Source organism: Ruicaihuangia caeni (assembly GCF_029952955.1).
GTDB lineage: Bacteria > Actinomycetota > Actinomycetes > Actinomycetales > Microbacteriaceae > Ruicaihuangia > Ruicaihuangia caeni.
In genome coordinates this window covers 421,475-445,994 of the sequence record NZ_JASATX010000003.1, presented here as the reverse complement: position 1 = coordinate 445,994, position 24,520 = coordinate 421,475, and the positions used below count along the sequence as shown (strand labels likewise).

The following is a 24,520-nucleotide window of genomic DNA, read 5'->3' as shown; positions in this document are numbered from 1 at the left end:
GTGTATGAACCTCTCAATATCGCCCACCGAAGTGGTCCACCTCGGGGGCACCCTCGGAATGCACGTCTCCGACACTGAAGCTTCAGAACTGGCCTCGGTGCTCACTGAGCAGCTCAACGCCTTGGGCGTACTCGACGAAGTCGCGTCCAAGACGTTGGGTGGCGCCCCGGCCATGGCGGTGCACGAGCCGTCAGAATCTGAAGACGCGTTCCACGCCTGGGATCTGCAGTTCGATCTGGGCGGCGCAACGTCGGGCCCCTTGCAAGGTCGCACGGCCGCGGTCAAGGCGAGCATCGAGGTCGCGGGCGTGCCCGTCTCCGCAGGCAACACTCTCGTGCAGCACGTGCCGACCCGGAACTCGAGCGTTGTAGAGCGCTTGCTGCGCGCCGGGGCCAGGATCGTCGGAACCACCCGTCTTTCGGAGTTCGAGCACGACGGAGCAGGGATCACGGGCCATCCGCGCCCCCTCCCCGACAATCCCGCGAGTCCAGGATTCGTTCCTGGGGGCTCGTCCAGCGGCAGTGCGACAGTTGTCGCAGCAGGCGAGGTCGATTTCGCGATCGGCTCTGACACGGGTGGTTCGATTCGCGAGCCCGCGTCGTGGACTGGAGTCGTGGGCCTCAAACCCACCACAGGGCTTGTTCCCCTCGATGGCACACCGATCTTCGAGCCGTCCCTGACCGCTCTCGGTCCGATGGCGCGAACGGTCGAGGTCTGCGCGCAGGTGCTGAGCGCGATCGCAGACGGACAGCAAGACTACGTCCAAGGGCTGGATGCCGGAGTATCCGGCATCCGCATCGGCGCGCTCGAACAGGGGTTCGGCATCGCCGGGCACTCCGACCCAGTCGTCGACGCCACTGTTCGCGAAGCCATCGCAGTTCTCGAGCGCTGCGGTGCTCACACCGCTCCCGTTTCGGTCCCCTGGCACGAATTCGGTGTTCCGATCTGGTCTGGGATCGCGACCGAAGGAAGCACCATTCAACTCGTCGACAACGCCGCGGGTCGGCTTCGCCGTGCCGCCGAATCGTCAGGCACCTACATGGATGCCTATGCCCGCGCGCTGCATGAACACGCCGGCGCGTTCCCGTACACGAGAAAGGCCGCGTTCCTGCTGGGGCGGTATCTCTTGGAGCGCCCGGAACAGCGTCGCTACAGCCTGGCGATCGAGCTGGGGCATCAGCTGCGTCGCGCCTATGATGACGCGTTCGAGCAATTCGACCTGCTGGTGATGCCGACCACGCCGCAGCTGCCCTTCCGCGCCGAACCCGCCGAGCGCGGCATTCGAGAGACGCTCGCGCTGGCAGCAGGCAGCTATCAGAACGCGGCGCCGTTCAACGTCTCCGGGCACCCCGCCTTGTCGGTGCCCTGCGGAACCGTCGACGGGCTCCCCGTCGGACTCATGCTGGTGGGACGCCGGGCGCAGGACGCGCTCGTGCTCCGCGCTGGTCACGCCTATGAGCAGGCCCGCGACGCACTTCGCCAAGGTGCGTCCGATGCCCAGGCTCCGCGTGGAAGCCACGCATCGACCTAGCTCGACGTCGGAGGTGGCCGACCACCCCCGCGCCGTCTGCGCCCTGTCGTCGAGATGACAGAATCTGCTGCCCAGCGGCGGGAGAACATGCAACTACTGTCATCTCGACGCGGGCAAGGGGCACGCGACGGGTGGCCGAGGCGCGGGCCTCAGCGGCCGAGTGCCTCGACGACGTTGGCGGCGACATCCTGAGCCATGCGCTCCAGGGCTTCGTGGGTCATGGCAGCCGCATGCGGCGTCAACACGAGGTTCGGCGCGCTGAAAAGCACGTGGTCGACGGCCGGCGGCTCAGGGTCGAACACGTCGACGGCCGCACCGGCGAGGTGGCCGCTCGTCAGCGCGTCGGAGAGCGCGTGCGCTTCGACCAGGTCGCCGCGAGCCGCGTTGATGAGCAGCGAACCGGGTTGCATGCGCGCGATGCGTTCGGCGTTCAGCAGCGCGGTGTTCTCGCCGCCACCCGGGATGTGCAGGCTCACGATGTCGGCCGACGCCAGCAGGTCGTCGAGCTCCGCGACCGGGGTGATGCCGAAGCCCGCGATGGTCTCGGCATCCATGAACGCGTCGAACGCGCTCACCTTCATGCCGAGCGCCTGAGCCCGCACCGCCACCGCGCGACCGATCGCACCTGCGCCGACCAGACCGAGCCGGGTACCGGCCGCCTCGCGACCACTGAGTCCCCCGCGTGAGACCTGGCCCGGCAGCGAGCCGTGCTCGGGCGAGAACGCGCCTGAACGCAGCCGCTGCTCGACCTCGGGAATGCGCTTCAGCAGCATGAGCGCGACCGTGATCACATACTCGGCGACCGAGTCGGTGTTGCTGCGGGGCGTGTTGACGACGCGGATGCCGCGAGCCTCCGCCGCCGCCAGGTCGATGTTGTCGGTGCCCGCGCCGTGGCGTCCGATCACCCGCAGGTTCGGGCCGAGGTCCATGAGCTCCCCGCCGACCTTCGTGCTGCGCACGACCATCGCGTCAGCGGTGGCGAGGGCCTCGCCGCGCGCGGGGTCCTGCGGGTTGGCGAGCTGACGCACCTCGCAGGAGCGTTCTAGCACCTCGATGCCCGAGGGGTGGATCGGCTCGAGCACGACGACGACGGGGCGAGTCCTGGCATCCGTTCCCCCGAGGGGTCCGGATGCCGCGGCCGCCGCCTGACGCGCGTCGCTCACGCGGCCACTGCCACGGTCCACGGGGTGGCCACCGCGTCGGGTGCAAGCCCGAGACTCGCGATCGCCTCACGGAACGACACATCGCGCTCGGCTGCGTAGAGCTCGTAGGGGTTGTGCATGGTCACGCCGATGTGGCGGGCCATCCACGACTGATCACGCGCGGTCTCGTCCTGCGAGTCGTCGACCGTGCCCTCGCCCGAGAGGTTCGAGGCGAAGATGCCGGCCGCCGAGCGGGGCAGGAAGTCTTCGTAGACGATCGGCTCGGCGACGATCCAGCCGCCGTCGAGCAGCGCGAGCAGGTCGGTCGGGAGGTTCTCGCCATCGACGCTCTTACCGGTGGCCGCGAAGTTGAAGAAGCCGTAGTCGCGCTCGATGAGCTCGCGCTCGCTCGCGGGGCACTGCTCCCGCCACACCTCGAGGGCGACCTCGGGCCGCGGCCGGCCCGACTCCTTCTGGCGCTCGTCGACGACGCGCAGCATCCGGTCGTAATCGTTGCGACCCGCTTCGGTCAGCGCGATCCCGCGCGCTTCGACCTCGCCGAAGCGCACGCGCAGGTCGCCTGTGCCGATGCTGCCGTCGGCCTCCTTGAAGTTCCTCGGCTCGGCGAGCGCGCGGAACGAGGTCTGACGCAGCAGCACATCGGGGCCCTCCCAGCGCGGGGGACCCTGGATCGCGTCGATCATGGTGATCCCGCGAGCCTGCATGCGCTGGTAGAGGTCGTCGATGTCGAGCACGCGGGGCGTGAGGTGGTTGATGTGGGTCGAGGCAACGCCACCGATGTCGGAGGCGACGCTCGAGATCGCCTCGAGCCGCTCGTACCACTGGCGGTCGACCGGCTCGGGCGAGAGCGCGAACGCTGCGGTCGCGAGCTCGAGGTAGCGGTCGGCATCCGCTTGCGCCAGGCCGCTCTGCTCGATCGACTTGTCGGCGAGCTGCAGCAGTTCCTCAGGGAACAGCGTGCGTGAGCCGATGAACTCCTTGAGCTGCTGCTCGAGCTCGGCGTTGAAGAAACGACGGTCCTCTGCGACGAGCATCGAGGTGAACACCCGGAAGGGGTTCTTGGCGAGCTCGTCGCGATCGATCGGGCGGAACGCGGTCGACACGACCGGAATCGGCGGGTTGGCGTCGCGCAGGTCGTAGAACCCGACCGGGTGCATGCCGGCCGCACCGAAGACGCGCGCGGCCTGCGCCAGCTCGCGAATGTCGCCGACGCGGATCGCTCCGTGGCGCTCGGCGGTCACACGCTCGATGCTGCCGAGGCGCTCGGCGAGTTCGGGGTGCTTGGCCTGGAAGTCGCGGTTCACCTCCGACGACACCTCGACAAGGGTCGTGTATGCCGGCACCTCGGTGCCGTAAAGCTCTGAGAGGCTCCTTGCGAAACGGGCGCGGAGTTCCCACTGTTCGACAAAGCTCATGTCGTCTCCTGATCCATCGAGAGTGAAGGATGCCGCGGGCTCAGGCCGCGGCGAGCGCCGACTCCACTGCCGCGAGGCTGCGCCGGTGCGCGTCGAAGGGTTCGAACGTGTTCTTCGCTCCGAAGATCTCGAACGTCATGTAACCGCTGTAGCCGGCATCCGCGAGGTCGTCGAGGTACTGGTCCAGCGGCAGTTCACCGTCGCCCCAGGCCATGTGACCGGCGGGACGACCGTCGATGAGGTGCACGTGGCGGATCCCATCGCCGAACCGCTTCACGTAGCATGCTACCGTCTCTTCGGCCGTCGCCATAGCCACAGTGTCGAGAGCCACACCGACGTTCCCCTCGCCGACCTCGGCGAGCATCTGCGCGAGCTGCTCGGAGTTGTTCACGAGGTTCGACTCGTGCCGCTGCAGCGGTTCGAGCACGCAGTCGACGCCGAGCGATGCCGCGTACTGCGCCACTTGCGCGATGCCGTCGACCGAGCGCTTCCACGCTTCGTCGCGCGACTCGTCTTCGAAGCCGCGGCCCGGGGTGAGGAAGAGCAGGGGCGAGCCGAGGTCCACGCAGATGTCAGCAGCCTTCTTCAGCGTGGCGATGGCCGACTCACGGATCCAGGGGATGCTGGAGGCGAGGTTCACCGGATACATCACCGACTCGGGGGTGATGCAGACGACATCCTGATCGCGCTCATCGAGTTGCGCCTTCATGCGTCGCGCGTCGGCGAACGAGAACTCGGGGATGTAGAGGTGGTTCGCGATGCCCCAGAGCTCGAGGTGCCGCCGCTCGAGCGCGACCATGTCGTCGAGGAATCGCTCGAACGTCATGTGCTGGTACGAGAAGTTCGTTCCCGTGATCTGTTCGATGGACAGTGCAGCCATGGTTACCCCTTCGTTTTCGTTGCGGTGTTCGTGCCGGACGGTCCCGGAGACGACGACGGGCAGCGGTGACTCGTGCACCGCTGCCCGTCGGATCGTGGCGCGTCAGCCGATCAATCTGGCGCTACCTCGCCCGGCGCGCGGTAGCGCGGCATGAGCGAGACGAGGAACTTCGTGATCGGGTCGACGCGCTTGTTCTGGATCTCGCGCCGAACCCGGTTGATCACCGCGAGCCGCACGAGGTTCGCGCCGATGAAGCGCAAGGGCTCGGGGAAGATGCGGGTGCGACGGTTCTGATTGAAGAGCTTGCTGCGGCCCCACTTGTCGTCGATGCCCAGCAGGCGGCTCGCCAGAATGCGGGCGACAGCGGGGATCTGTGCCAGTGCGGTGCCACTCCAGCCCACGGCGTAGAGCACATTCGGCTGCTGCTCGAGCGTGCCGAGCATGGGGATGTGCGTAGCGACGATGTCGATCGGACCGACCCAGTCGTAGTCGATCTTCACATCGCTCAACGACGGGTACAGCCGATGCAGTTCCCGAACGACCGGCGGCACCAGCTTCGGGTTGCGGTTGTTCTTCGGGCCGAGCTTCGCCTTATAGATCGGCAGGCCGCTGCCCTGGCCGAGCAGCACACGCCCGTCGACGGTGCGCTGCCAGTAGAGCACCTGCATCTGCGAGTCGGCGATCGAGGCGCCGCTCTTCCAGCCCAGCGCATCCAGGCGCTCAGGGATCGGCTCGGTGACGATCACCTGCCCATCGACGGAGTACATGTAGCGGTTGATCTCGGGAATCGATCCGGCCCAGGCGTTCGTGGCGATGAGCACCTGGTCGGCCGTCACGACTCCGCGAGGCGTCTTCAATCTGGCCGGGCGGCCCGGCGCGATCGCCTCGACCGGCGTTCCCTCATAGATCGTCACGCCCTTCTCCATCAGGCGCTTCCGCAGACCCCGGGCGAGCTTGTACGGGTTCATCGACCCGGCGCGGTCTTCGATGAGCCCCTCGTACGACGAGGCCGAGCCGGTGCGCTCCTTCAGTTCCTCGGCATCGAGCGGGCGGTAGGGCGTGTCGCCGTGCTGCGCCAAGTCGGCGGCCGCGCCCTCCCAGATGCCCTCGTGGGCCTTGGCGCTCGCACCGCGAATCCATCCGTCGAGCCGAAGGTCCATGTCGATCTCGCCCGACTGCTGCAGTTCTTCGAATTCGTCGATCGCGTCGGCGGTGGCGCGAGCGAGCTCGATCGCCTCCTTCTTGCCGACGAGCGCCCGGAGGTAGCCGAGGCTGCCGTACCAGGTGTGAACCTGGCCGCCATTCCGTCCGGAGGCACCAGAACCGCAGAAGTCCGCTTCGAGGATCACCAGTTGCTGCTCAGGACGCTGCTCGAGGATGCGCCACGCGGTCCACAGCCCGGTCAATCCCCCGCCGACGATTGCGATCGGGGTCGAGATGTTGCCCCGCAGCGGCGCACTCGTCTCGGGCCCCGTCGGGTCGGTCGACTGGATCCAGAACGAGCGCTCGTGGGGCCGCGCCGGCACCGGCTGGCTGAACTTGAGCGTGGAGGTCATCGGGGTGTGCTCGCTTCCTCAGAGGGGCGTGTGTGGTGCGGGTATGCGAATCAGGCCGGCGAGGAAGCGGCGAACTGGTAGTACGCCGCCTTCAGCCAATCGGGCACGGAGAGCGTCGGCTGCGGGAAGCCACCGATGTGCAGGCACGTCGCCGTTGCGCTTGCGGTGGCCTGCACGAGCGACAGCTGCGGGGCGTTGCCCTGCAGGTGGCTCTTCACATAGGCCGCGATGAAGCTGTCACCGGCCCCGCAGGTGTCCACCGGCTTGATCGGCTGCGCCTTGGTCGTGGTCGTCTCGTGTCCCGCGCGGACCAGCGAGCCGTGCTCGCCGCGCATGATGACGGCCACGGCGGCCCCCGCATCGCAGATGCGAGCGGCAAGGTCGTGGGCGGGGTTGTCGGCTTCGCCGTCGATCGAGGCGAACGCGATCTCGACGCCGTCGAGGCGATCGAAATCGTGGTACGTCGACAGGTCCACGCTGAAGCGGTGCCCGCGCTCGGCCAGGCGGCTGGTGAGGCGGGCATCCCGCGAGACGCCGGCATGGTGCACCCAGTCGACGCCCTCGACCGAGTCGAGCACATCGTCGCCGGGACGCCAGTCGACACCGACACCGAATTCCTCGTGCAGGAACTCGCGGTTGCTCTCGACGAGCCGGATCAGCGTGACGCCCGTGCGACCCTCGAGACCCACGATCGAAGCGGGGTCGAGCCCGACATCCTTGGCGCCGTTGCGAACCGCGTCGGCTGCGTCATCGTCACCGACGGCTCCGAAGTACTGGGAGTCCAATCCTGCGCGGGCCCAGTTGACCGCGACGTTGAGCGCGTTGCCGCCGACGGTGAGCAGATCCTGCTCGACGTACACATCGAGACAGTTGTCCCCGATCGCCGCGACTCGCATGGCGTTCTCCCCTTCGAGATCCCAGAAGGCCCACTTGTGATTGATAACGATATCATTGAAGAGGACACCAGCCCGTCGGGGCGACCGCGTGCGTCATTCGGATGCCGGATGGAGCGACGTGAGTCCGCGGCCCCTAGAGTTTCCGAAGGGGCATGCCCCGGGGAGAGTCTGAGATCTTAGGCAAGGAGGCTCGGCGTGGTCACGATCCGCGAAGTGGCGGAGGCGGCTGGCGTCTCTCAGGCCACGGCGGCGCGAGCGCTGAACGGCTACGGCTCGGTGAGCGCGCGAGCGCTCGAGCGCGTGACCGAGTCGGCAGCGCGGCTCGGCTACAAGACGAACATGATCGCCCAGGCGTTGCGGCTCGGGCAGACGCGCGCGATCGGCTTCGTGCCGGGAGACATCGAGAACCCGTTCTTCGCAAAGATCGCGCGTCACCTGGGCGACACCCTCGAGGCATCCGGCTACACCCTGCTGCTCTCGAGCTCTGACGAGCGCCCCGACCGCGAGCGCAAGGTCGTCGAGACGCTACGGCAGCACATGGTCTCCGGGTTCGTCGTCGCCCCGACCGCGCAAGACGACGCCCCCCACCTCGCGCAACTGGTCGAAGACGGTGTGCCGCTGGTGCTGATCGACCGTCGCGTCGAGGGCCTGCGCGCCGACTCGGTGACGGTCAACAACGAGGGTGCTGGGTTCCAGGCTGTGCTGCACCTGATCGAGCACGGGCACCGCGACATCGCGATCCTGGTCGACGACCTGCAGATCGCCTCGTCGGCAGAGCGCTTCGCCGGTTACCAGAAGGCGCTCGACGCCCACGGCATCCGTCTCGAACCGACCTACATCGGCGTGGGAGGCGCTTCACGTGAGGGCGCGTACGAAGCGGCGCACCGGGTGCTCACGCTCGGCCACCGCCCCACCGCGCTCTTCGCCACTGACAACTTCATGACCGAGGGCGCGCTGCGTGCCCTTCGTGACCTGGGACTGCGGATGCCGGCGGATGTGTCGATCGTCGGGTTCGACGACTTCGACCTCACCACCTTCGTCGACCCCGCCGTCACCGTGGTGGCGCAGCCGATCGCGGAACTCGGGCAGGAGGCGGGTCGGCTGATCCTGCGCCGGCTCGAGGGGGCGGAAGACGAGCCGCACAACGTCAATCTGCTCGCGGAGCTCATCATCCGAGGCTCGGTCGAGGCTCCGCCCGCCTCCGACGCCGCCTAGCGCCCGGCGCAGCTGCGGCTCCGCGCCCGTGCGCCGCGGCGAGGGTCAGCCGCGCGCAGTCGCGCCCAGCCGCGCCCGCAATCCTCCCCCGCTCCCGCACTCCTCGCGCTCCCGCTCGCGCTCCCGCTCCCGCTCCCGCTCCCGCTCCCGCTCCCGCGAGGCTCGCCTACCCCCGCCCGAGCTCGCGAGATGACAAGATCTGCTGCCAATCGGCGAAGCTCGCAGCACTTATTGCAATCTCGAGGGCGCACGCGGGCGCACGAGGGCGCGCAGGATGCCGCGGCGCGCAGCCGCGGCATCCGTCAGCGTGAAGGCGGTCAGCCGCCGCGAGTGAGCTCCGGAAGCCAGGTGACGAGCGGCGGGATGTACGTGATGAGGAGCAGCACCACGACAAGGGCCATGAAGAACGGCAGGAACGCCTTGGTGAACTCGCCGATCTTCACCTTGGTGATGGCCGCCACGGTGTAGAGCACGCTGCCCACGGGCGGGGTGATCGAGCCGATCGTGAGGTTCAGCACGATGATGACGCCGAACTGCACCGGGTCGACGCCGATGCTCGCCGCGACCGGCGCGAGCACCGGGACCAGGATGATCATGAGGCTCATCGACTCCATGAAGATGCCCAGCACGAGCAGCAGCAGGTTGATCATGAGCAGGAGCACGACAGGGTTGTCGCTCACCGCGGTGAGCAGACCGAGCACCTGCGCCGGGATCTGCTCGTAGGCGACGATGATGCCGAACACGGCCGCTGCGGCGATGATGATCATCACGATGGCCGAGGTGAACGCGGCCTCCTTGAGCAGCGACGGGATGTCCTTGATCGAGAGCTCGCGGAAGGCGAAGGCCACGACGAGTGCGTAGACCACCGCGATCGCGCCGAGCTCCGTCGGGGTGAAGATGCCGATGCGCAGGCCGACGATGAGCAGCACGGGCATGAGCAACGCGGGCAGCGAACGCACGAAGCTCGCCCAGATCTCGGCGAATCGCGCCATGTTGTCGCGCACCTTCGGGTACCCGCGACGGCGGGAGATGATCCAGACGGTCGCACTCAACGCGACGGCGATCAGGATGCCGGGGATCACGCCACCGATGAACAGTGCGCCGATCGACACATTGGCCAGCACACCGTAGAGGATGAGCCCGATGCTCGGCGGCAGGATCGGAGAGATCGAGCCGGATGCCGCGGTGATCGCCGAGGCGAACCCGTTGGGATACCCCTGGCGCCGCATGATCGGCACGAGGATCTTCGAGTCGATCGCGGCGTCGGCGTTCGACGAGCCCGACATTCCGCCGATCATGAGGCTGTTCAGCACATTCACCTGGGCGAGGCCGCCGCGGAAGTGGCCAACCAGCACGGTCGCGAAGCCCATCAGCCGCTCGGCGATACCCCCTCGGGCCATGATGGTGCCCGCGAGGATGAACAGCGGCACGGCGAGCAGCGGGAACGACTCGAGGCCGCTGGACATGCGCTGCACGATGATCGTGCCGGCGGTCTGCTCGAACTGGATGTACAGCACCGACACCGCGAGCAACGACAGGAAGATCGGTACGCGCAGGAAGATGAGCGCGACGACGAGCAGGATGAGTAGCCAGATCATGAGGGCGTCCGCTTACTTGAGGTGGTCGGTGTTGTCTAGGCCTGAGGCATTGAAGTTGCCGGTTCGGAGCACGTCGGGCCGATACGAGTCGTCGATCCGCTCGATCTCCTCATCGACGACTTGGGGCCGTTCGAACCGGCCGGTGATGGCGCCGATCACCGCGCGCACGAGGTCGCGGGCCGCGTACACGATCATGAACGCCGCCGAGACCGGAATCGCGAGCTCCAGATACTTCTTCGAGAGCCCGGTGCCGGTCAAGGGCACGAAGTTGCCGTTCAGGAAGTAGTCGAGGCCGTTGATGATGAGGTAGATCATCACGAGCATCGCAATGACCTGCACGAAGATCTCGACGATCGCCTGCCACCGCTGCGAGAACAGTTGGGTGAGCACGTCGATCGCGATGTGCTGACCCTTGCGCGACACCGCGGTGACCGCGAGGTAGATGAGCCAGATGAACGCGATGAGCGAGACCTCGGAGGCGCTCTGCAGAGGGTGACTGAAGACGTAACGGCCCACCACATCGGCGGTGAGGGCGACCACGATGACCGCCATCAGCAGCGCGGGCAAGCCCTCATCCACCGCGCTCAGAACGCGCATCCACACACGCTTTGTCGTGGCGTTGGTCGCTGGTGTCACTTGAGAAGCTCCCTTGCTTTCGGGCACGCGCCGGGAGCGTTCCGCGGATCGGCTCGCTGCGCGGTTGATAACGTTACCACTGAGAGTTCGCCTTCGGGGCGCAAGTACTCTGAGCGGATGCCGGAGCTTCGGCATCCCCACCTCATCTCGGGCGTTCATGCCCGCTCACCACTCGAAATCCAGGAGCATCAATGGCGACCGCCTCATCCCCGTCAACGCCGATCATCACGGTTCCCGACGCCGACGACGAGTCGATCGCGATCCTGGAGCGAATCGAGGGCAAGATCGACCTCTCGGGCCTCGAGCTGCGCATCCACATGGGTGTGCCCGCAAGCGACGACGAGTGGATCGAGCGCACGGCCGGCGCCGACGGCATGCTGCTCGGCTGGCATGTTCCCGACGCGGCGCTCGCGAGCACCGACCGGCTGAAGGTCATTTCGTACCTCGGCACGGGCGCGAGCGATCACGTCAACCTCGGCCTCGCCGCAGACCGCGGGATGGAGGTGCTCACTGTGTCGGGCTACGGCGACGACGCGGTGGCGGAGCACGCCGCGGCGCTGATGATGGCGGCGGTGCGCAGCGTGCCGCAACTCGACCGGGCGGTGCGAGCGGGTGAGTGGCCGTCGGCGAGCTCGTGGCAGATCCGTGGGCGTCGCCTCGGGGTGGTCGGCCTCGGCGGCATCGGCCGACGCATGGTCGAGATCGGCCGTGGACTCGGCATGGATGTCGTTGCCTGGAACCGTTCGGCGGAGAGCGGCGCGACGGAGATCGACGGCATCCCATTGCTGCCCATGAGCGAGCTCTTCGCCACGAGCGACGCAGTGTCGCTGCACGTGCCCCTGAACGAGCACACGCGCGGACTTGTCGGCGAGCAATTGCTGCGCTCGATGAAGCCCGACGCGGTGCTCGTGAACACGGCGCGGGGTGCGGTCGTCGACGAAGAGGCGCTGCTTCGCGTGCTCGACGACGGAGCGATCCGCGCGGCGGCGCTCGACGTGTTCGGCAGCGAGCCGCTTGCGGGCGACAGCCGCCTGCGCGATCACGAGCGCGCGATCGTCACTCCGCACGTCGCGTTCAACACCACGGATGCCTCGGAGCGGCTGTTCATCATCGCGCTGCAGAACCTGGTCGACTTCTTCTCCGCGAAGGGCTGAGGGTCGCGGCGGCCCAGCGCTGGGCGTCGAGGCGGCACTCAGGGCTGGCGTCGCCGACATCCGCGCCACTTACAGGTGTTCGCGCCAGTTCCTCGTGGCGCAGACGCCTGCAGGCGGCGCGGATGTCGTGGACCGACGGGGTGCGAAGCGGAGAGCTCCGGGCCGAACGCGGCCCTGGGCGTCGCGGCGGCCCCGCGCTGGGCGCCGAGACGGGCGCGCAGCGGTGGCGTCGCCGACATCCGCGCCACTTACAGGTGTTCGCGCCAGTTCCTCGTGGCGCAGACGCCTGAAGGTGGCGCGGATGTCGTGGACCGACGGGGTGCGAAGCGGAGAGCTTCGGACCGAACGCGGTCGTGGGCGCCGAGACGGGCGCCCAGCGCTGGCATCGCCGACATCCGCGCCACTTACAGGCATTCGCGCCAGTTCCTCGTGGCGCAGACGCCTGCAGGTGGCGCGGATGCTGTGGAGAAGGCCAGAAATGGCCGCAACCGTTGGGCTTCGCCGGGCGCCAGGACGGCGCCCCCGTTACGTCGCGCGAAGGCCACCAACGGTCGGTAGACGTTGGGCTTCGCCGGGCGCGGAGACCGCGCCCGCACTTGCGGCGTGCGAAGGCGAGAAATCGCCTTCGCAGACGGCGCCGTAAATGCACTCGAGCCCGGAAGGATGGACCTTCCGGGCTCGAGAAATTTTCGCTGACTACAGGCGATTCCGAAGAATCAGAAGTCGCCCTTCTTGTAGTAGCGGCGAGTGGTCAGCGGGTGGTCGCGAACCACTTCGAGGTGAGCGCTGAGGCGCTCGAACGCGGCGGCCAGCACGACCGGCGAGATGAGCGCGCGCACACGGTCCGAGATGCCGGGCAGTTCGAAGTCCTTGCTGTCGAAGACGCGCAGCTTCGAGGTGACGGTCGGAGCGAAGCGCTCGACGCGGTCGCTCAGCGAGCGGCCCTCGTCCTCACCCTTGAGCAGGATGACGCTCGTGTCCTTCTCGATGAGCTCGAGCGTGCCGTGGAAGAAGTCTGAGGCGTGCACGGGGCGAGTCCAGATCCACTGCATCTCCTCGAGGATGCACATGCCGTAGTACCACGCCTCGTACCAGACGCCGCCGGCGCCGGTGATGATGTGGTTCTGCTCGTCCTTGATCTCTTCGGCGAACGACTTGGCGCGGTCCTCGAAGGCGCTCTTCACGCCGACGAGCAGCTCAGGCAGGGTCTGCAGCTCCGCGACCACCGAGTCGTAGTCGTCGATCTCGCCGCGCAGATCCATGATCGCCAGCGCGATGAGCAGCGACTGCAGGTAGAAGTTCTCGCTCGAGGTGTCGTCGGCGACGAAGTTGGCGAAGTTGATGTCGGCCATCTCGCCGATCGGAGTGTCGGCCTTCGCCGTGAGCGAGAGCACCCGGGCGCCCTTCGACTTGGCGAACTCGATGGCGGCCACAGCCTCCTTGGTGGTGCCCGAGACCGAGGGGAAGACGGCGATCGAATTCGGTCCGAGGTTGGCGTGCCCCGTGTTGACGATCTCCGCCGACATCTCGATGAACGTCGGGAACGTCGACTTCGTCTGGAGCATGCGAGCGGCGGGCTGCATGAGGAAGTTCACGCCCCCGGCACCCATGAAGAAGATGTTCTCGGCTCCGTTGGCGAGCTCAGCCTTGAGGGCCTCGCGGATCGGGCCGGCGAGCTGCACGGCGCCGGTCTGGATGTCGACGTAGCGCTTCTCGTCGAAGTTCAGCATGCTGATCCTTTGTCTGTTGATTGGATAGGTTGTCGGACAAACCTAGCACTTGTCGGGCTGATAACGATATCCACGGCGCGGACCGATGGTCGGATGCCCCGGTTCCAACGGGGCCTGGTATGGTCAGCCAGATCGGACATCCGCGGTATCGCGGCCGACAGCGAACGACAAGAGCGCAAGGAGCGGCATCCTGTCTGACAACGACACGACCAATGTCGCGACGGCCGACAAGTCGTCGGGGACGACGGGCGGACGCGGCAGTGCCGTGGAGCGCGTGCATCAGCAGATCAGCGCGCTCATCGCGCAGCTCGGGCTGAAGCCCGGCGATCGCCTCCACACCGAGTCGGAGCTGTCAGAGCTGTTCGGCGTCTCTCGATCCACGGTGCGCGAGGCCCTCAGGCTGCTCGAGCAGCAAGGGGTGGTGAACGCGGTTCAGGGCCAGGGCCGCTTCATCTCGGCGTCGGGTTCGCTGCGCGTCGAACGCCCCATGACCAAGTACGAGAGCATCACAGAGGTACTGACCGGGCGCGGCTACGCCGTCACCAGCGCCGTGCTGAGCATCGAGGAGGGCACGGCCACTCCCGAGGAGGCCGAGGCGCTCGAACTCGAGTCCGACGCGCCGGTCATCCGGCTGCTGCGCATCCGGTACGGCGACGACAAACCGCTCGTGGTGAGCGCGAACACCATGCCTCGCGAAACGCTCCCGGGGCCCATCGATCACCGCGACTGGAGCGGTTCACTGACCGCGGCCCTCGCCGCTCACGGCAATCGGGTCACCTCGGCCCTCGCAACCATCTCGGCGGTCGAGTTGCCGGAGGAGTGGCAAGCGCGGTACTCCCTCGGCGGACTCGGACCCTGGTTGCGAGTGTTCGAGGTCGGCCTGACGGCCACCGGCCGGCGCGTGCTGTACGCGCTCGACTACCACCTCGGCAGCGAGATCTCGTTCAGCGTGCTGCGCCGCAGCTGACGCGCGGGCTCGCAGTCGATGGTGCTCGAAGGCGTCGCTCGTCGACGAGCACACGGTGAACGGGCGCACAGGCGCACGGGCGGTCAACGCTCGCAGGCGGCCACTCCGAAAGCGCGACGCTCAGCGAATTGGCACTGAGCCGATCACGAAGTGACCGCGGCCGGATGCCGTGAGCATCCGCTCCGCGTCCGACACGAACACCGCGCCGCCCGGCAGGAGCTCGAGGGGGGCGTTGTCGGCATCCGTATGCAGCGTGATCGAACCGCGCACGCCGACCGCGATGCGGGGACCGGATCCCGCGAGTTCCACAACGGATCCGTCGAGCTCGACGGCGGTGAGCTCGAACTCCTCCGCGCCAGGTCGAAGCACTCGAACGCCCGACGCAGCCTCCTCGGCTGACAGCAACGAGATCGGCCCCGAGGCGACGTCGACGTTCTCGAGCAAGCCTTCGACGTCGACGTACTTCGACGTGAGGCCCGCCCGGAACACATTGTCGGAGTTGGCCATCAGTTCGACGGCCAGGCCGTCGAGATAGGCATGGGGTGTGCCAGACGACACGTACACGCACTCCCCCGGCGCGAACGCGATGCGGTTGAGCATCAGCGATGCAACCGCCCCGGCATCGGCTGGATAGTACGAGGCGAGCTCGACCACGGTCGAGTGCGGCGCGAGCCTTCCCGCTTTCGCTGCCCGCTCGCCCTCAGCCAGCTCGCGAGCCTCGTCGACGATCTGGTCGACCTGCTCCGGCTTCAGCGAGACGAGCGCGCGCAGGCACGACCGCAATCCATCGGGCGAGCGATCTGCCTCGAGCAGACGCTGCGCGTCGCGGATCGCCGGGTGGCGGTAGTCACCGAGCACGCGTTCGAGTTGCGTCCGGTCGCGGAAGCCGACCAGCCCTTCGAAGTCGGTGACGGCGAAGACCATCTCCGGCTTGTGGTGCACGTCTTTGAAACTGCGGTTGAAGGCGTCGATCGGGATGCCGAGCGCCTCCTCGCGCTCGAACCCGGCACGGGCGTTCTCGGGCGTCGGATGCACTTGCAGCGACACGGGCTGGGCAGGCGCCAGAAACTTCATCAGGAACGGCAGTTCGCCGAATCGCTCAGCGACGTCTGCTCCGAGCAGGGCAGGTTCGGCTTCGAGCAGAGCATCAAGGCTCGACACGGCGCCGTCGCGACCGCGGGTCGGTGAAGGCGCCGTGGGGTGCGCCCCGAACCAAAGTTCCGCGAGCGGATCAGCATCGTTCGGCGTGCCGAGCACCGCTTGGATCTGGCTCGTCGATCCCCACGCATACCGGCGCGCGACCCCGGTCAGTATGTGCATCTGCCTCAGTTCTTCTCTGTTCGGGCCCGATCGCGGCCCATTCGAGGCTACCTTGCGTCTTGGGAGGAACCGGCAAGGAGGAGGGCCAAGCACATGCCTGGGCGGCGCCCTCCTGTGCGGAGATCACACGACAGCGGCTTTTGTGTGACTTCAATACCGTTAGAACCCATGACTGTGTTGAATCGGAGCCAGCCACCTGCCACGGTTGTCAGCGGGCAGCCGACTCTCGCCGGCATCCGACCGCACAACGTCTCAAGAACAGCCGTGACGTGCCGTAAACCGAAAGGGACGAAGCCGGAATGACGATGCAGGATCCAACGACCGACTCGATAAGAGCAGGCGCTTCCGATCAAGCACCACGGCGCAAGCGCTCAACTGTGGGCGCCGTGCGTGAAGCGATCCTCGCGATGATCAAAGAACAAGGTCTGCAAGCCGGCGATCGACTCGACACTGAGGCCCAATTGACCCAGCGAACGGGCGCTTCGCGTTCGACCGTGCGAGACGCGCTGAAGAGCCTGGAACAAGATGGCACCATCGGCGTGGTGCACGGTCACGGCTGGTTCGTCTCGGCCATCGGCTCTCTCCACGTCGAGCGCCCAGTCACGCGGTACGAGAGCGTGACAGAGATGCTCGAATCACGAGGCTATTCGGTCACCAGCGCTGTGCTCGACGTGCAGGAATCCGCGGCTTCGGCAAAGGAAGCTGCCGCGCTCGCGGTCGATGAGGGCACGCCGGTGATCCGGCTCACCCGGATCCGGTACGGCAACGATGAGCCCATGGCCATGAGCCTCAACGTGGTTCTTCGCAGCGCACTGCCGGGTCCGCTGAACCACCGGGACTGGAGCGGCTCGCTCAGCAGGGCGCTCGAAGCGCACGGCCACCACATCGTGTCGTCGGCGGCGCGCATCACGGCGGCCGAGCTGCCGCGCGACGTCGAGGACCGATACAGCCTCGGCGGCCTCGGGCCATGGATGCTGGTCGAAGAGACATGCCTGTCGCGCTCCGGCCTCCGCACCATCTATGCGGAGGAGTACTTCCGCGGGGGCGAGATCGCCTTCAGCGTCCTCCGTCGGCGCTGATCTCCGGGCGCCCCCAGCCGGGCGCGCCAGAGGCGCCTCTTCTTCGCGAATGACAACAGAACAGTGATGAAATCGGCGTCTCGAGTTTTGAGTTCATACAATAGGCTTTGAAAACAAACATCGGAACGGATTCCACACATGGTCAACCATCGCAACGACGCGATAACCGCCCGCGAGGGCATCTGCGTGGTCGGCAACCTCAATATGGACCTCCTCATCCGCGGAGTCCCGCAGCTCCCCGAATGGGGCCAAGAGGTTGTCGGTCATGAGCACCAGTTCTTCCCGGCCGGGCAAGCCGGCTACCTTGCGCTTGGTCTCGCAGCACTCGGCACGCCCGTCTCAGTGGTCGGCGTGGTGGGTGACGACCCCGAAGGCACGCTCATCGTTGAAGCGTTGCGGGATGCGGGCGCCTGCAGCGCCGGAGTGAGCCGCTTGACGGGCGAGCAGACCGGTCTCACCGTGGCGCTGGTGCGGCCCGATGGGGAGCGCGCCTTCGCCTCGAACATCGGATGCTCGGGCCGCCTCACCGACGAGCTGCTCCGCGATGCGATGCACGTCGTGGAACGGCATCGCACAGTCGCCCTCGTCGGCCTCTTCATGGTGTCGAATCTCGGCTTCGATGCGGCACATCGCTTTCTCGCCCAGTGCCGTCGCCGCGGGCAGTCCACCATGCTCGACACGGGCTGGGATCCCGCCGACTGGCCGGAGACGACGCTGATCGCACTGCGACGGATGCTGCGCGAGGTCGATCTGTTCCTTCCCAACCTCGATGAAGCTCAGGCCATCACGGGGCAACGCACTGCTGAGCACGCGCTCGCAGCGCTGAGCGATGTCTGCCCCGGCACGGTCGTGATCAAGTGCGGCGCTGAAGGCAGCATCAGCTGGCACGAGGGGCGAACCCTGCGGCATCCGGCAATCGCAACGACGGCCATCGACGCTGTGGGAGCCGGCGACGTCTTCGACGCCGGGCTGCTGGCAGCGCTTGAGCGAGAGATGCCGATCGAGGAAGCACTGCGCCACGCCCACGCGACCGCCTCCCTCTACGTGTCGCGCCCCCGCGACCGCTATCCGACCGCCGACCAGGTGAGCGGACACGCCAGAAACCATTCGACCGAAACCGGAGCACACCAATGACCAGAATCGACTTCCGGACCTACCCCGTGCAGGTTCAGGAGTTCTTCGACCTCGAGCCGGGGCTGCGAGAACCGGTAGTAGACGTATTCGGCTTCTATTGCTCGACTCAGCCCCTCGCAACGTATCTCGCGCAGCTCGATGAAGCGGGACTCGACAGCGCCGTGATGGTCGCACTCGACTGCACGACGGCGCACAAGAGCAGCGTCGCCACCAATGAGCAACTGGCCGACCTCATGAAGCTCAGCGAGCGCATCATCGGCTTCGCCTCGGTGGACCCCAGCGACGCGGGCGCCCCACAGAAGCTTCGCACCGCGGTGGACGACCTCGGCCTCAGCGGGCTCAACCTCGACCCTGCCCTGCAGCAGTTCGAGCCGGCCGACGAGGGCACTGCGTTCCCAGTGTTCGAAGCGGCACAAGACCTCGGCATCCCGGTTTCGATCGCCGTCGGGCACAACTGGGCGCCCATTGCGCCCACCTCCGCATTCACGCCGATGTCGCTCGAGCCGGCGATCAGCGCGTTCCCCGAACTCGACTTCGTCATCCCGCACGTCGGCTGGCCATATGTGCAGGAAGCACTCGCGCTCGCCATCAAGTACCCGAACGTGCACCTCGACACGTCAGTGCTCTACGGCGGACGCCCCGAATCCTCACTGCGTCGCGTGCTCGCCGATCAGGTCGGGCTCGACGTCTGCGAGGCGAGCCTGCGCGAGAAGCTCGTCTTCGCCTCCGACTACCCGCGGGTGGACCCCAAGCGCTTCGTGAGGGCCATGCAGATGCTCGAGTTCCGTCCTGTCACGGAGCAGCAAATCTTGGGCGGCAATGCCGAGCGCCTGCTCGGCAAGAAAGCCGCCAAGAACGTGAGCACCACCGAGAGCAAGAAGGGTTCGCTGTGAAATCTGAGGTCATCCGGCTCGGCATCCAGACCGACCACGACACGCAGGTCATCGACATCACCGATCGCGTCAAAGAAGCGGCCCGAAGCACTGGTGTGCAGAACGGCGTCTGCTATGCGACGACCATGCACACTACGAGCGGCATCATGGTGAATGAAGGCCTGCCCGACGTGGAAGACGACATCATCTCGATGCTGCAGCGCACGGCACCCGAACTGCGCGATGATCACCGGCACCAGCGCTTCCTGCCGAGCGACGGCCAGATGGCTGTCAACTCGTGCTCGCACCAGCGCAGCCACCTCACGGGCATGCAGGTGGCGTTTCCCGTGCAGGATGGCGAACTCGTGATGGGCGGCCGGCAGACGATCTACTTCGCCGAGTTCGATGGACCGCTGTACCGCGAGTTCATCGTGCACGTCATCGGTGTCTGACTCGACGCGAAATGAAGAAGGGCCGCTCGGACAGCATCCGAGCGGCCCTTCCATATGGAAGCCGACCGAGTTCAGTTGCAGCGTTCCACCTGCAGACCGGCCTTTGCGGACTCCGACTCGAGATCCTCCGCGCGGATCGTCACGGTGGGTACCTCGATGACGCTCTCAGAAGTCGCTTCGCCGTTCATCGCGGCGAGCGCTTGCTCGACGCCGAGCTCTCCGATCGTGCGCGCCTGCTGGCTCACGATCCCCTGGATGTCGCCGGCACGCAGCTGCTCGACCATCACGGGTGATGCATCGAACCCGACCACCTTCACCGACCCGAGCTCGCCTGCGTTCCTGAGCGATGCGACCGTGCCCTGCGCGCCGTAGTCGGTCGTCGTGAAGACGCCCGCGAGATTCGGATGCCGCTGCAAGGTCGCATCGACGATCTGCGCGCCCTTCTCGATGTCCGTGCCGCCGTACTCCTGGCCCACGACAGTGAGCCCAAGCTGCTCCGCGGTGTCGACGAACCCCTTGCCTCGGGCCTCGGTCGTCGAGACTCCGGCCTGGAAGTTGAGCAACAGCACTTCTCCGGAGCCACCGATGAGTTCAGCCAGCAGCTTGGCCGCCTCCACTCCCCCGGCATAGTCGTCAGTACGGACAGACGATCGCACAGTGGACGAGTCATCGAGTGCTGTGTCGACGAGCACCACGTTCGTGCCTGCGTCGACAACGCGCTGGATCGGAGCGAACATCGCTGCTCCATCGGTCGGTGCGATCAGAAGCGCGCTGGGCGCCGCCGCCGCGACTCCATCGACGATTGGGATCTGGTCGGTCGGACTGAATGAATTCGGCGCTTGGAAGTCGAAGCTCAGGCCCGCTTCTTCGGCAGCCGCTTGAGCACCGCACGACATCGTGATGTAGAACGGATCGCCCTTGACGCCTGCGACGAACGTCAGGCTCCCCCGTTCCTCAGCTGCGGGGTCTCCAGTATCAGGGTCAGGTCCGGCCGTGCTGGAGCACCCCGCCAGGGCGACGCCGAGCGCCGCGATTCCCGCGATCGCGGCCGAGGCTCCGCGGAGGCGTCGGCTGCGGATTGTGATCGGTGAGTGGTGCATGGTTGTTCCTCTCTTCGTTGAGCGGTGAGCAGTGACAGGGCTCCTTCGACGGCGCCCCGCTTCACATGCGGTCAGGCGAATGGCGAATGCGATCGATGAACACGGCGACGACCAGCACGAGCCCGATTGCGAACTGCTGCCAGAACGCCTGCACTCCGGTGATCACGAAACCGTTGAGAAGGATCACGGGGATGAACGCACCGATCACGGTGCCGACCACCTTTCCGCTGCCTCCGAACAGGCTGGTGCCGCCAAGCACCACTGCCGTGATGGCCTTGAGGCTGTCCTCCGAGTGGCCGGCCAACGTTGTGGTGCCGAATCGGGCCAGCGCGAGGAATCCGGCGATACCGGCGAGCGCACCGGCGATGGTGTAAATGACCACGAGGTGTCTGCTCACTCGGATGCCGGCCCGCTCAGCGGCGGCGCTGCTGGCACCGACGGCGTAGGTGCGCCGTCCGAACACGGTCTCGTTCAAGACGACCGCGGCGACGAGCGCGAGCAGAAGCGCGATGACCGCAATCCAGGGGACCGCTCCGGCGATGTCACCTACCCCGAGCGTCTGCACGAGCTCAAGGGGCGCTCGGAGATCGATGCCATCTGTGATCACGAGCGCGAGCCCCATGGTCATCCCGAGGGTGCCGAGCGTGGCGATGATCGGAGGGATCTTCGCTCGCGTGACGAGCAGGCCGTTCACGAGCCCCCACCCGGCACCCGCTGCAATGCCCACCACCAGCCCGGTGAGGATTCCGTTCAGCCCGCCCATGGCGTTCATCGTCATGGTGGCGACGACGCCCGAGAATACGAGGATGCCCCCGCCTGAGAGGTCGATACCGGCCGTGAGGACGACGAGCATCTGACCCAGGGAGAGCACGAGCAGGATCGCCACGCTCGCGAGGATGTTCCTTGCATTGCTGAGGGACGCGAAGGCCGGACCGGCGATGACGCCGAACGTCACGATGAGCGCGATGAAGATCACGACAATCCAGGTGGTCTGTCTCGCGAACAGATTGCGAATCGTCTGAGCCGGGCGCGCGTCGGTCAACCGAGCCGGTCGGTCCTCCGCAGTCTGTGACAGCGCTGCCATTACCGCTCCTCACTGGCGCTCAACGCGCCCGTCATGGCGGCTACGATCCGCTCCATGGTCAGTCCGGCCCGCTCGAATGTCGCCACGCGCCTCCCCAGCCGAAGCACTTGAACGCGATCGGCGACTTCCAGCACGTCGGGCATGTTGTGGCTGATCAGAACGACACCCACACCGCGGTCGCGGATCCTTCGCACGAGATCGAGCACATTGCGGGTCTGCACGACTCCGAGCGCGGCGGTCGGCTCGTCGAGGAAGATGACCTTGCTCGCCCACGCGGCCGCACGGCAGACGGCCACGCCTTGTCGTTGTCCGCCAGACATGCCGGCGATGGGGGATGCCGCATCTTGAATCGCGACTCCCAGTTCGCTGAAGATCTCCTTGCTGCCGCGCCGCATCGCGCCCTTGTCGATGAAACCAAGCGCGCCGAGCACGCCGGCGCGGCGACGCTCGCGGCCAAGATAGAGGTTCTCCACGGCGCTCAAGGTTGGGGCGAGCGCGAGATCCTGATACACGGTCTCGATGCCCATGGCGCGCGTTCGCTCGGCATTCAAATGGTCGATGCGCTGCCCTTCGAGGGTGATCGAACCGGAGTCGGGACTTTGCACTCCCGACAGCGCCTTCACGAGCGTGCTCTTCCCCGCGCCGTTATCTCCGACAAGGGCCACGATCTCGCCGGCGTGGACGTCGAAGTCGGCGCCTCGGAGAGCTTCTACGTGACCGAAGTGCTTGACAAGCCCCCTGGCCTCCAACAACGGCGTCGGCATCGACGACCTCCCATGCGCTCGAACCACGGTTGTCTGAACTCCATACTGAGTTTGGACGACACAACAGTGATTGCACAAGCATGAGTTGCGCGTTGTCGGCTGCAGAACTCGCGCATCAGGCAGGATCGACCCCGCGCTGCACCTTCGGGCGCAACGAAACCGCTGGCACGCATGGCATGCCAGCGACTTAGTCGGGCGAGTTACCCGGAGGCGGAGACTGAACGCGCCCCGGCCGCGGCGGCAGGTGTGAGCGGCCAGCCGACGGCGTCGATCTCGATCAGAGTCGACTCGGCCCGACCGAGCGCTGCCTGCAGAGCCGCCTCGAATTCACTCACTTCGCGCACCCGCTCGCTCACAAAACCGTGCGCGTTACCGAGCTGCACGAAGTCAGGGTTGCCCAGCTCCGTGCCGTAGTCGCGCTGCGGAAACTCTCGGTCCTGATGCATGCGGATGGTGCCGAACAGGTTGTTATTGATCACCACGACGACGAGGCGCAGCCCAGCGGATGCCGCCGTCACGAGCTCGGGCGCCGACATCATGAAGCAGCCGTCGCCCGCGAACACGACCACGTCGCGGCATCCGGCGGCCGCAGCCGCCACTCCCGCGGGAAGGCCGAATGCCATCGCCCCGTTCGCGGGCGCGAGCTGCGTGCCGGCGTTGCGATAGCGATAGAACCGGTGCAGCCACCCGGTGTAGTTGCCTGCACCGTTGCAGATGACCGCGTCGTCGCCGAGCAGTTCGCTCGCCGCCGCGATCATGGCGCCGAGGCGATCGGAAGCCGGAGGCGTCGAGTGCGCGAGGTACGCGGCCCGGCCGGCGCTCGTCCACTCGGCCCACCGCTCGGTGCCGTCGAGATCGAGCGACTCGAGCGCTCGAACAGCGGCACCGGAAGCGACGAGTTCTGCAGCGGTCGGGCGCACGGTGCGGTCGAGATCCTCCTCCGAAGCCGCGAGGTGAATGATCTCGGCATCCGGGGCGCCGATCCGCCGCGTGTAGCCGTCGGTCTCGACGTCGCCGAAGTGGCCACCAATGGCGATGACGCAATCGGCCTCGGCCAGCATCCGCACCAGTTCCGGGTCTGCCCCGAACCCGAAGTGGCCGACGTAGCTCGATGAACGGTTGTCGATGGCGTCTTGGCAGCGGAAGCTCGCGGCCACCGGCAGCGTGTTGCGCTCAGCGAACCGACGGATGCCGTCGTGCTGCTCCCCACCCCAGCCACCACGGCCGAGCAGCACGAGCGGTCGCGCCGATCGCGACAGGGCCTCGCGAATGCGTTCGAGCGTCGTGCTCGACAACTCACCCGCGAGAGGCGCGAGAGGCGCGAGAGCCGTGAGCTTGGCAACATCGAACGACACAGATGCGCGTCCACCTGCATCGGCGTTCTCCTCGACCGAGGCGACCGTCTCGTAGAGCACGTCTTCCGGGAGCTCGACGACGACCGGACCGGGCCGCCCGGCCTCGGCGATGCGCACGGCCCGCGCGATGGTCTCAGCCGCACGTTCGGGCCGCTCGATGCGGGTCACCCACTTCGACATGGAACCGAAGACCGCCTCGCATGAGATCTCTTGGAACGCGCCCCGGCCGAGGTCTGCCATCGGCACCTGCCCGACGAGGAGCAGGAGCGGAACGGCATCCTGCTGGGCCGTGTGAACAGCGATCGCCGCGTGCAGCGCTCCCGGGCCGCGCGACACCGCGCAGACCCCGACCCGTCCGGTGCGCATGGCGTGCGCGACAGCGGCTTGCCCGGCCGAGGCCTCATGCCGCGCGACGATGAGCTGCACATCGTCGCGATGGTCGCGAAGCGCGTCGAGCACCGGGAGGAAGCTTTCGCCGGGCACACAGGTGACCATCCGTACGCTCTGTGCGACCAGGGTCTCGACGATGGCCGAACCGACATGGGACCTTGCCGTCATTGGCGGTGCTCCGTTTCTCGGGACCGGTCGGCGTTATCGAACTGAAATAGTTGGTTCTGGT

Annotated in this window: 21 protein-coding genes; 8 read left to right on the top strand and 13 right to left on the bottom strand. The window is 66.9% G+C overall.

Going from position 1 to position 24,520, the window contains the following annotated elements; all coding sequences use genetic code 11:
* Nucleotides 1–4: 4 nt before the first annotated feature.
* Nucleotides 5–1,531, top strand: coding sequence for an amidase family protein (locus QF206_RS09610; protein WP_281488997.1), 1,527 nt, complete (start codon nucleotides 5–7; stop codon nucleotides 1,529–1,531).
* A 149-nt stretch (nucleotides 1,532–1,680) separates the two neighbouring features.
* On the opposite strand, the gene QF206_RS09605 is transcribed toward QF206_RS09610, so the two are convergent.
* From QF206_RS09605 to QF206_RS09585, 5 genes are all read right to left on the bottom strand, one after another.
* The gene (locus QF206_RS09605; protein ID WP_281488996.1) at nucleotides 1,681–2,694 is read right to left on the bottom strand and encodes a hydroxyacid dehydrogenase; all 1,014 of its coding nucleotides are present in this window, start codon (nucleotides 2,692–2,694) and stop codon (nucleotides 1,681–1,683) included.
* Nucleotides 2,691–4,109, bottom strand: a complete 1,419-nt coding sequence (hglS, locus tag QF206_RS09600) for a 2-oxoadipate dioxygenase/decarboxylase (protein ID WP_281488995.1) — start codon at nucleotides 4,107–4,109, stop codon at nucleotides 2,691–2,693. Before hglS ends, QF206_RS09605 begins: the two co-directional genes overlap by 4 nt.
* 40 nt (nucleotides 4,110–4,149) lie before the next feature.
* Nucleotides 4,150–4,989, bottom strand: coding sequence for a sugar phosphate isomerase/epimerase family protein (locus tag QF206_RS09595; protein WP_281488994.1), 840 nt, complete (start codon nucleotides 4,987–4,989; stop codon nucleotides 4,150–4,152).
* A gap of 110 nt (nucleotides 4,990–5,099) precedes the next feature.
* Entirely contained in the window at nucleotides 5,100–6,545 is a 1,446-nt protein-coding gene (locus QF206_RS09590; protein ID WP_281488993.1) for an NAD(P)/FAD-dependent oxidoreductase, read from the bottom strand.
* Nucleotides 6,546–6,595: 50 nt separating this feature from the next.
* A complete protein-coding gene (locus QF206_RS09585) occupies nucleotides 6,596–7,441 on the bottom strand; it encodes a PfkB family carbohydrate kinase (RefSeq protein WP_281488992.1) in 846 nt (281 codons plus the stop codon).
* A gap of 195 nt (nucleotides 7,442–7,636) precedes the next feature.
* Between QF206_RS09585 and QF206_RS09580 the strand changes: the two genes are divergently transcribed.
* Nucleotides 7,637–8,656 (top strand): LacI family DNA-binding transcriptional regulator, encoded by a 1,020-nt coding sequence (locus QF206_RS09580; protein ID WP_281488991.1) that lies wholly within the window; start codon nucleotides 7,637–7,639, stop codon nucleotides 8,654–8,656.
* Nucleotides 8,657–8,973: 317 nt separating this feature from the next.
* Here the strand turns inward: QF206_RS09580 and QF206_RS09575 are convergent, their stop codons facing one another.
* Together QF206_RS09575 and QF206_RS09570 are read right to left on the bottom strand one after the other, a co-directional pair.
* Nucleotides 8,974–10,254, bottom strand: a complete 1,281-nt coding sequence (locus tag QF206_RS09575) for a TRAP transporter large permease (RefSeq protein ID WP_281488990.1) — start codon at nucleotides 10,252–10,254, stop codon at nucleotides 8,974–8,976.
* A 12-nt stretch (nucleotides 10,255–10,266) separates the two neighbouring features.
* Complete coding sequence (locus QF206_RS09570; RefSeq protein ID WP_281488989.1) at nucleotides 10,267–10,851, bottom strand: TRAP transporter small permease; 585 nt, start codon at nucleotides 10,849–10,851, stop codon at nucleotides 10,267–10,269.
* A gap of 230 nt (nucleotides 10,852–11,081) precedes the next feature.
* Between QF206_RS09570 and QF206_RS09565 the strand changes: the two genes are divergently transcribed.
* Nucleotides 11,082–12,044, top strand: coding sequence for a 2-hydroxyacid dehydrogenase (locus tag QF206_RS09565; protein ID WP_281488988.1), 963 nt, complete (start codon nucleotides 11,082–11,084; stop codon nucleotides 12,042–12,044).
* Between the two features lie 716 nt (nucleotides 12,045–12,760).
* On the opposite strand, the gene QF206_RS09560 is transcribed toward QF206_RS09565, so the two are convergent.
* Entirely contained in the window at nucleotides 12,761–13,774 is a 1,014-nt protein-coding gene (locus QF206_RS09560) for an SIS domain-containing protein (RefSeq protein WP_281488987.1), read from the bottom strand.
* Nucleotides 13,775–14,048: 274 nt separating this feature from the next.
* Between QF206_RS09560 and QF206_RS09555 the strand changes: the two genes are divergently transcribed.
* Nucleotides 14,049–14,741: a GntR family transcriptional regulator gene (locus QF206_RS09555; RefSeq protein WP_281488986.1), complete on the top strand. Its 693-nt coding sequence runs from the start codon at nucleotides 14,049–14,051 to the stop codon at nucleotides 14,739–14,741.
* Between the two features lie 120 nt (nucleotides 14,742–14,861).
* On the opposite strand, the gene manA is transcribed toward QF206_RS09555, so the two are convergent.
* Nucleotides 14,862–16,061 (bottom strand): mannose-6-phosphate isomerase, class I, encoded by a 1,200-nt coding sequence (gene manA / locus QF206_RS09550; RefSeq protein WP_281488985.1) that lies wholly within the window; start codon nucleotides 16,059–16,061, stop codon nucleotides 14,862–14,864.
* Between the two features lie 386 nt (nucleotides 16,062–16,447).
* On the opposite strand from manA, the gene QF206_RS09545 reads away from it, so the two are divergent.
* From QF206_RS09545 to QF206_RS09530, 4 genes are all read left to right on the top strand, one after another.
* A complete protein-coding gene (locus QF206_RS09545; RefSeq protein ID WP_281488984.1) occupies nucleotides 16,448–17,140 on the top strand; it encodes a GntR family transcriptional regulator in 693 nt (230 codons plus the stop codon).
* Between the two features lie 138 nt (nucleotides 17,141–17,278).
* Nucleotides 17,279–18,274: a carbohydrate kinase family protein gene (locus QF206_RS09540; RefSeq protein ID WP_281488983.1), complete on the top strand. Its 996-nt coding sequence runs from the start codon at nucleotides 17,279–17,281 to the stop codon at nucleotides 18,272–18,274.
* A complete protein-coding gene (locus tag QF206_RS09535; protein WP_281488982.1) occupies nucleotides 18,271–19,167 on the top strand; it encodes an amidohydrolase family protein in 897 nt (298 codons plus the stop codon). Before QF206_RS09540 ends, QF206_RS09535 begins: the two co-directional genes overlap by 4 nt.
* Nucleotides 19,164–19,598, top strand: a complete 435-nt coding sequence (locus QF206_RS09530) for a secondary thiamine-phosphate synthase enzyme YjbQ (RefSeq protein ID WP_281488981.1) — start codon at nucleotides 19,164–19,166, stop codon at nucleotides 19,596–19,598. Before QF206_RS09535 ends, QF206_RS09530 begins: the two co-directional genes overlap by 4 nt.
* A gap of 71 nt (nucleotides 19,599–19,669) precedes the next feature.
* On the opposite strand, the gene QF206_RS09525 is transcribed toward QF206_RS09530, so the two are convergent.
* The 4 genes from QF206_RS09525 to QF206_RS09510 all read right to left on the bottom strand — a co-directional run bounded on the left by QF206_RS09525 (nucleotide 19,670) and on the right by QF206_RS09510 (nucleotide 24,459).
* Nucleotides 19,670–20,698 (bottom strand): ABC transporter substrate-binding protein, encoded by a 1,029-nt coding sequence (locus QF206_RS09525; protein ID WP_281488980.1) that lies wholly within the window; start codon nucleotides 20,696–20,698, stop codon nucleotides 19,670–19,672.
* 61 nt (nucleotides 20,699–20,759) lie between these two features.
* Nucleotides 20,760–21,782: an ABC transporter permease gene (locus QF206_RS09520; protein WP_281488979.1), complete on the bottom strand. Its 1,023-nt coding sequence runs from the start codon at nucleotides 21,780–21,782 to the stop codon at nucleotides 20,760–20,762.
* Complete coding sequence (locus QF206_RS09515) at nucleotides 21,782–22,546, bottom strand: ATP-binding cassette domain-containing protein (protein WP_281488978.1); 765 nt, start codon at nucleotides 22,544–22,546, stop codon at nucleotides 21,782–21,784. The genes QF206_RS09520 and QF206_RS09515 overlap by 1 nt, the downstream gene beginning before the upstream one ends.
* A 200-nt stretch (nucleotides 22,547–22,746) precedes the next feature.
* On the bottom strand, nucleotides 22,747–24,459 hold the full coding sequence (locus tag QF206_RS09510; protein WP_281488977.1) for a thiamine pyrophosphate-dependent enzyme: 1,713 nt from the start codon (nucleotides 24,457–24,459) through the stop codon (nucleotides 22,747–22,749).
* Nucleotides 24,460–24,520: the final 61 nt, after the last annotated feature.

Excerpts from the sequence above, each read along its gene's own strand:
- QF206_RS09610 (WP_281488997.1), top strand. The coding sequence starts at position 5 with ATGAACCTCTCAATATCGCCCACCGAAGTGGTCCACCTCGGGGGCACC.
- hglS (WP_281488995.1), bottom strand. The coding sequence starts at position 4,109 with ATGAGCTTTGTCGAACAGTGGGAACTCCGCGCCCGTTTCGCAAGGAGC.
- QF206_RS09595 (WP_281488994.1), bottom strand. The coding sequence starts at position 4,989 with ATGGCTGCACTGTCCATCGAACAGATCACGGGAACGAACTTCTCGTAC.
- QF206_RS09590 (WP_281488993.1), bottom strand. The coding sequence starts at position 6,545 with ATGACCTCCACGCTCAAGTTCAGCCAGCCGGTGCCGGCGCGGCCCCAC.
- QF206_RS09585 (WP_281488992.1), bottom strand. The coding sequence starts at position 7,441 with ATGCGAGTCGCGGCGATCGGGGACAACTGTCTCGATGTGTACGTCGAG.
- QF206_RS09575 (WP_281488990.1), bottom strand. The coding sequence starts at position 10,254 with ATGATCTGGCTACTCATCCTGCTCGTCGTCGCGCTCATCTTCCTGCGC.
- QF206_RS09570 (WP_281488989.1), bottom strand. The coding sequence starts at position 10,851 with ATGCGCGTTCTGAGCGCGGTGGATGAGGGCTTGCCCGCGCTGCTGATG.
- QF206_RS09565 (WP_281488988.1), top strand. The coding sequence starts at position 11,082 with ATGGCGACCGCCTCATCCCCGTCAACGCCGATCATCACGGTTCCCGAC.
- QF206_RS09560 (WP_281488987.1), bottom strand. The coding sequence starts at position 13,774 with ATGCTGAACTTCGACGAGAAGCGCTACGTCGACATCCAGACCGGCGCC.
- manA (WP_281488985.1), bottom strand. The coding sequence starts at position 16,061 with ATGCACATACTGACCGGGGTCGCGCGCCGGTATGCGTGGGGATCGACG.
- QF206_RS09540 (WP_281488983.1), top strand. The coding sequence starts at position 17,279 with ATGGTCAACCATCGCAACGACGCGATAACCGCCCGCGAGGGCATCTGC.
- QF206_RS09535 (WP_281488982.1), top strand. The coding sequence starts at position 18,271 with ATGACCAGAATCGACTTCCGGACCTACCCCGTGCAGGTTCAGGAGTTC.
- QF206_RS09525 (WP_281488980.1), bottom strand. The coding sequence starts at position 20,698 with ATGCACCACTCACCGATCACAATCCGCAGCCGACGCCTCCGCGGAGCC.
- QF206_RS09520 (WP_281488979.1), bottom strand. The coding sequence starts at position 21,782 with ATGGCAGCGCTGTCACAGACTGCGGAGGACCGACCGGCTCGGTTGACC.
- QF206_RS09515 (WP_281488978.1), bottom strand. The coding sequence starts at position 22,546 with ATGCCGACGCCGTTGTTGGAGGCCAGGGGGCTTGTCAAGCACTTCGGT.
- QF206_RS09510 (WP_281488977.1), bottom strand. The coding sequence starts at position 24,459 with ATGACGGCAAGGTCCCATGTCGGTTCGGCCATCGTCGAGACCCTGGTC.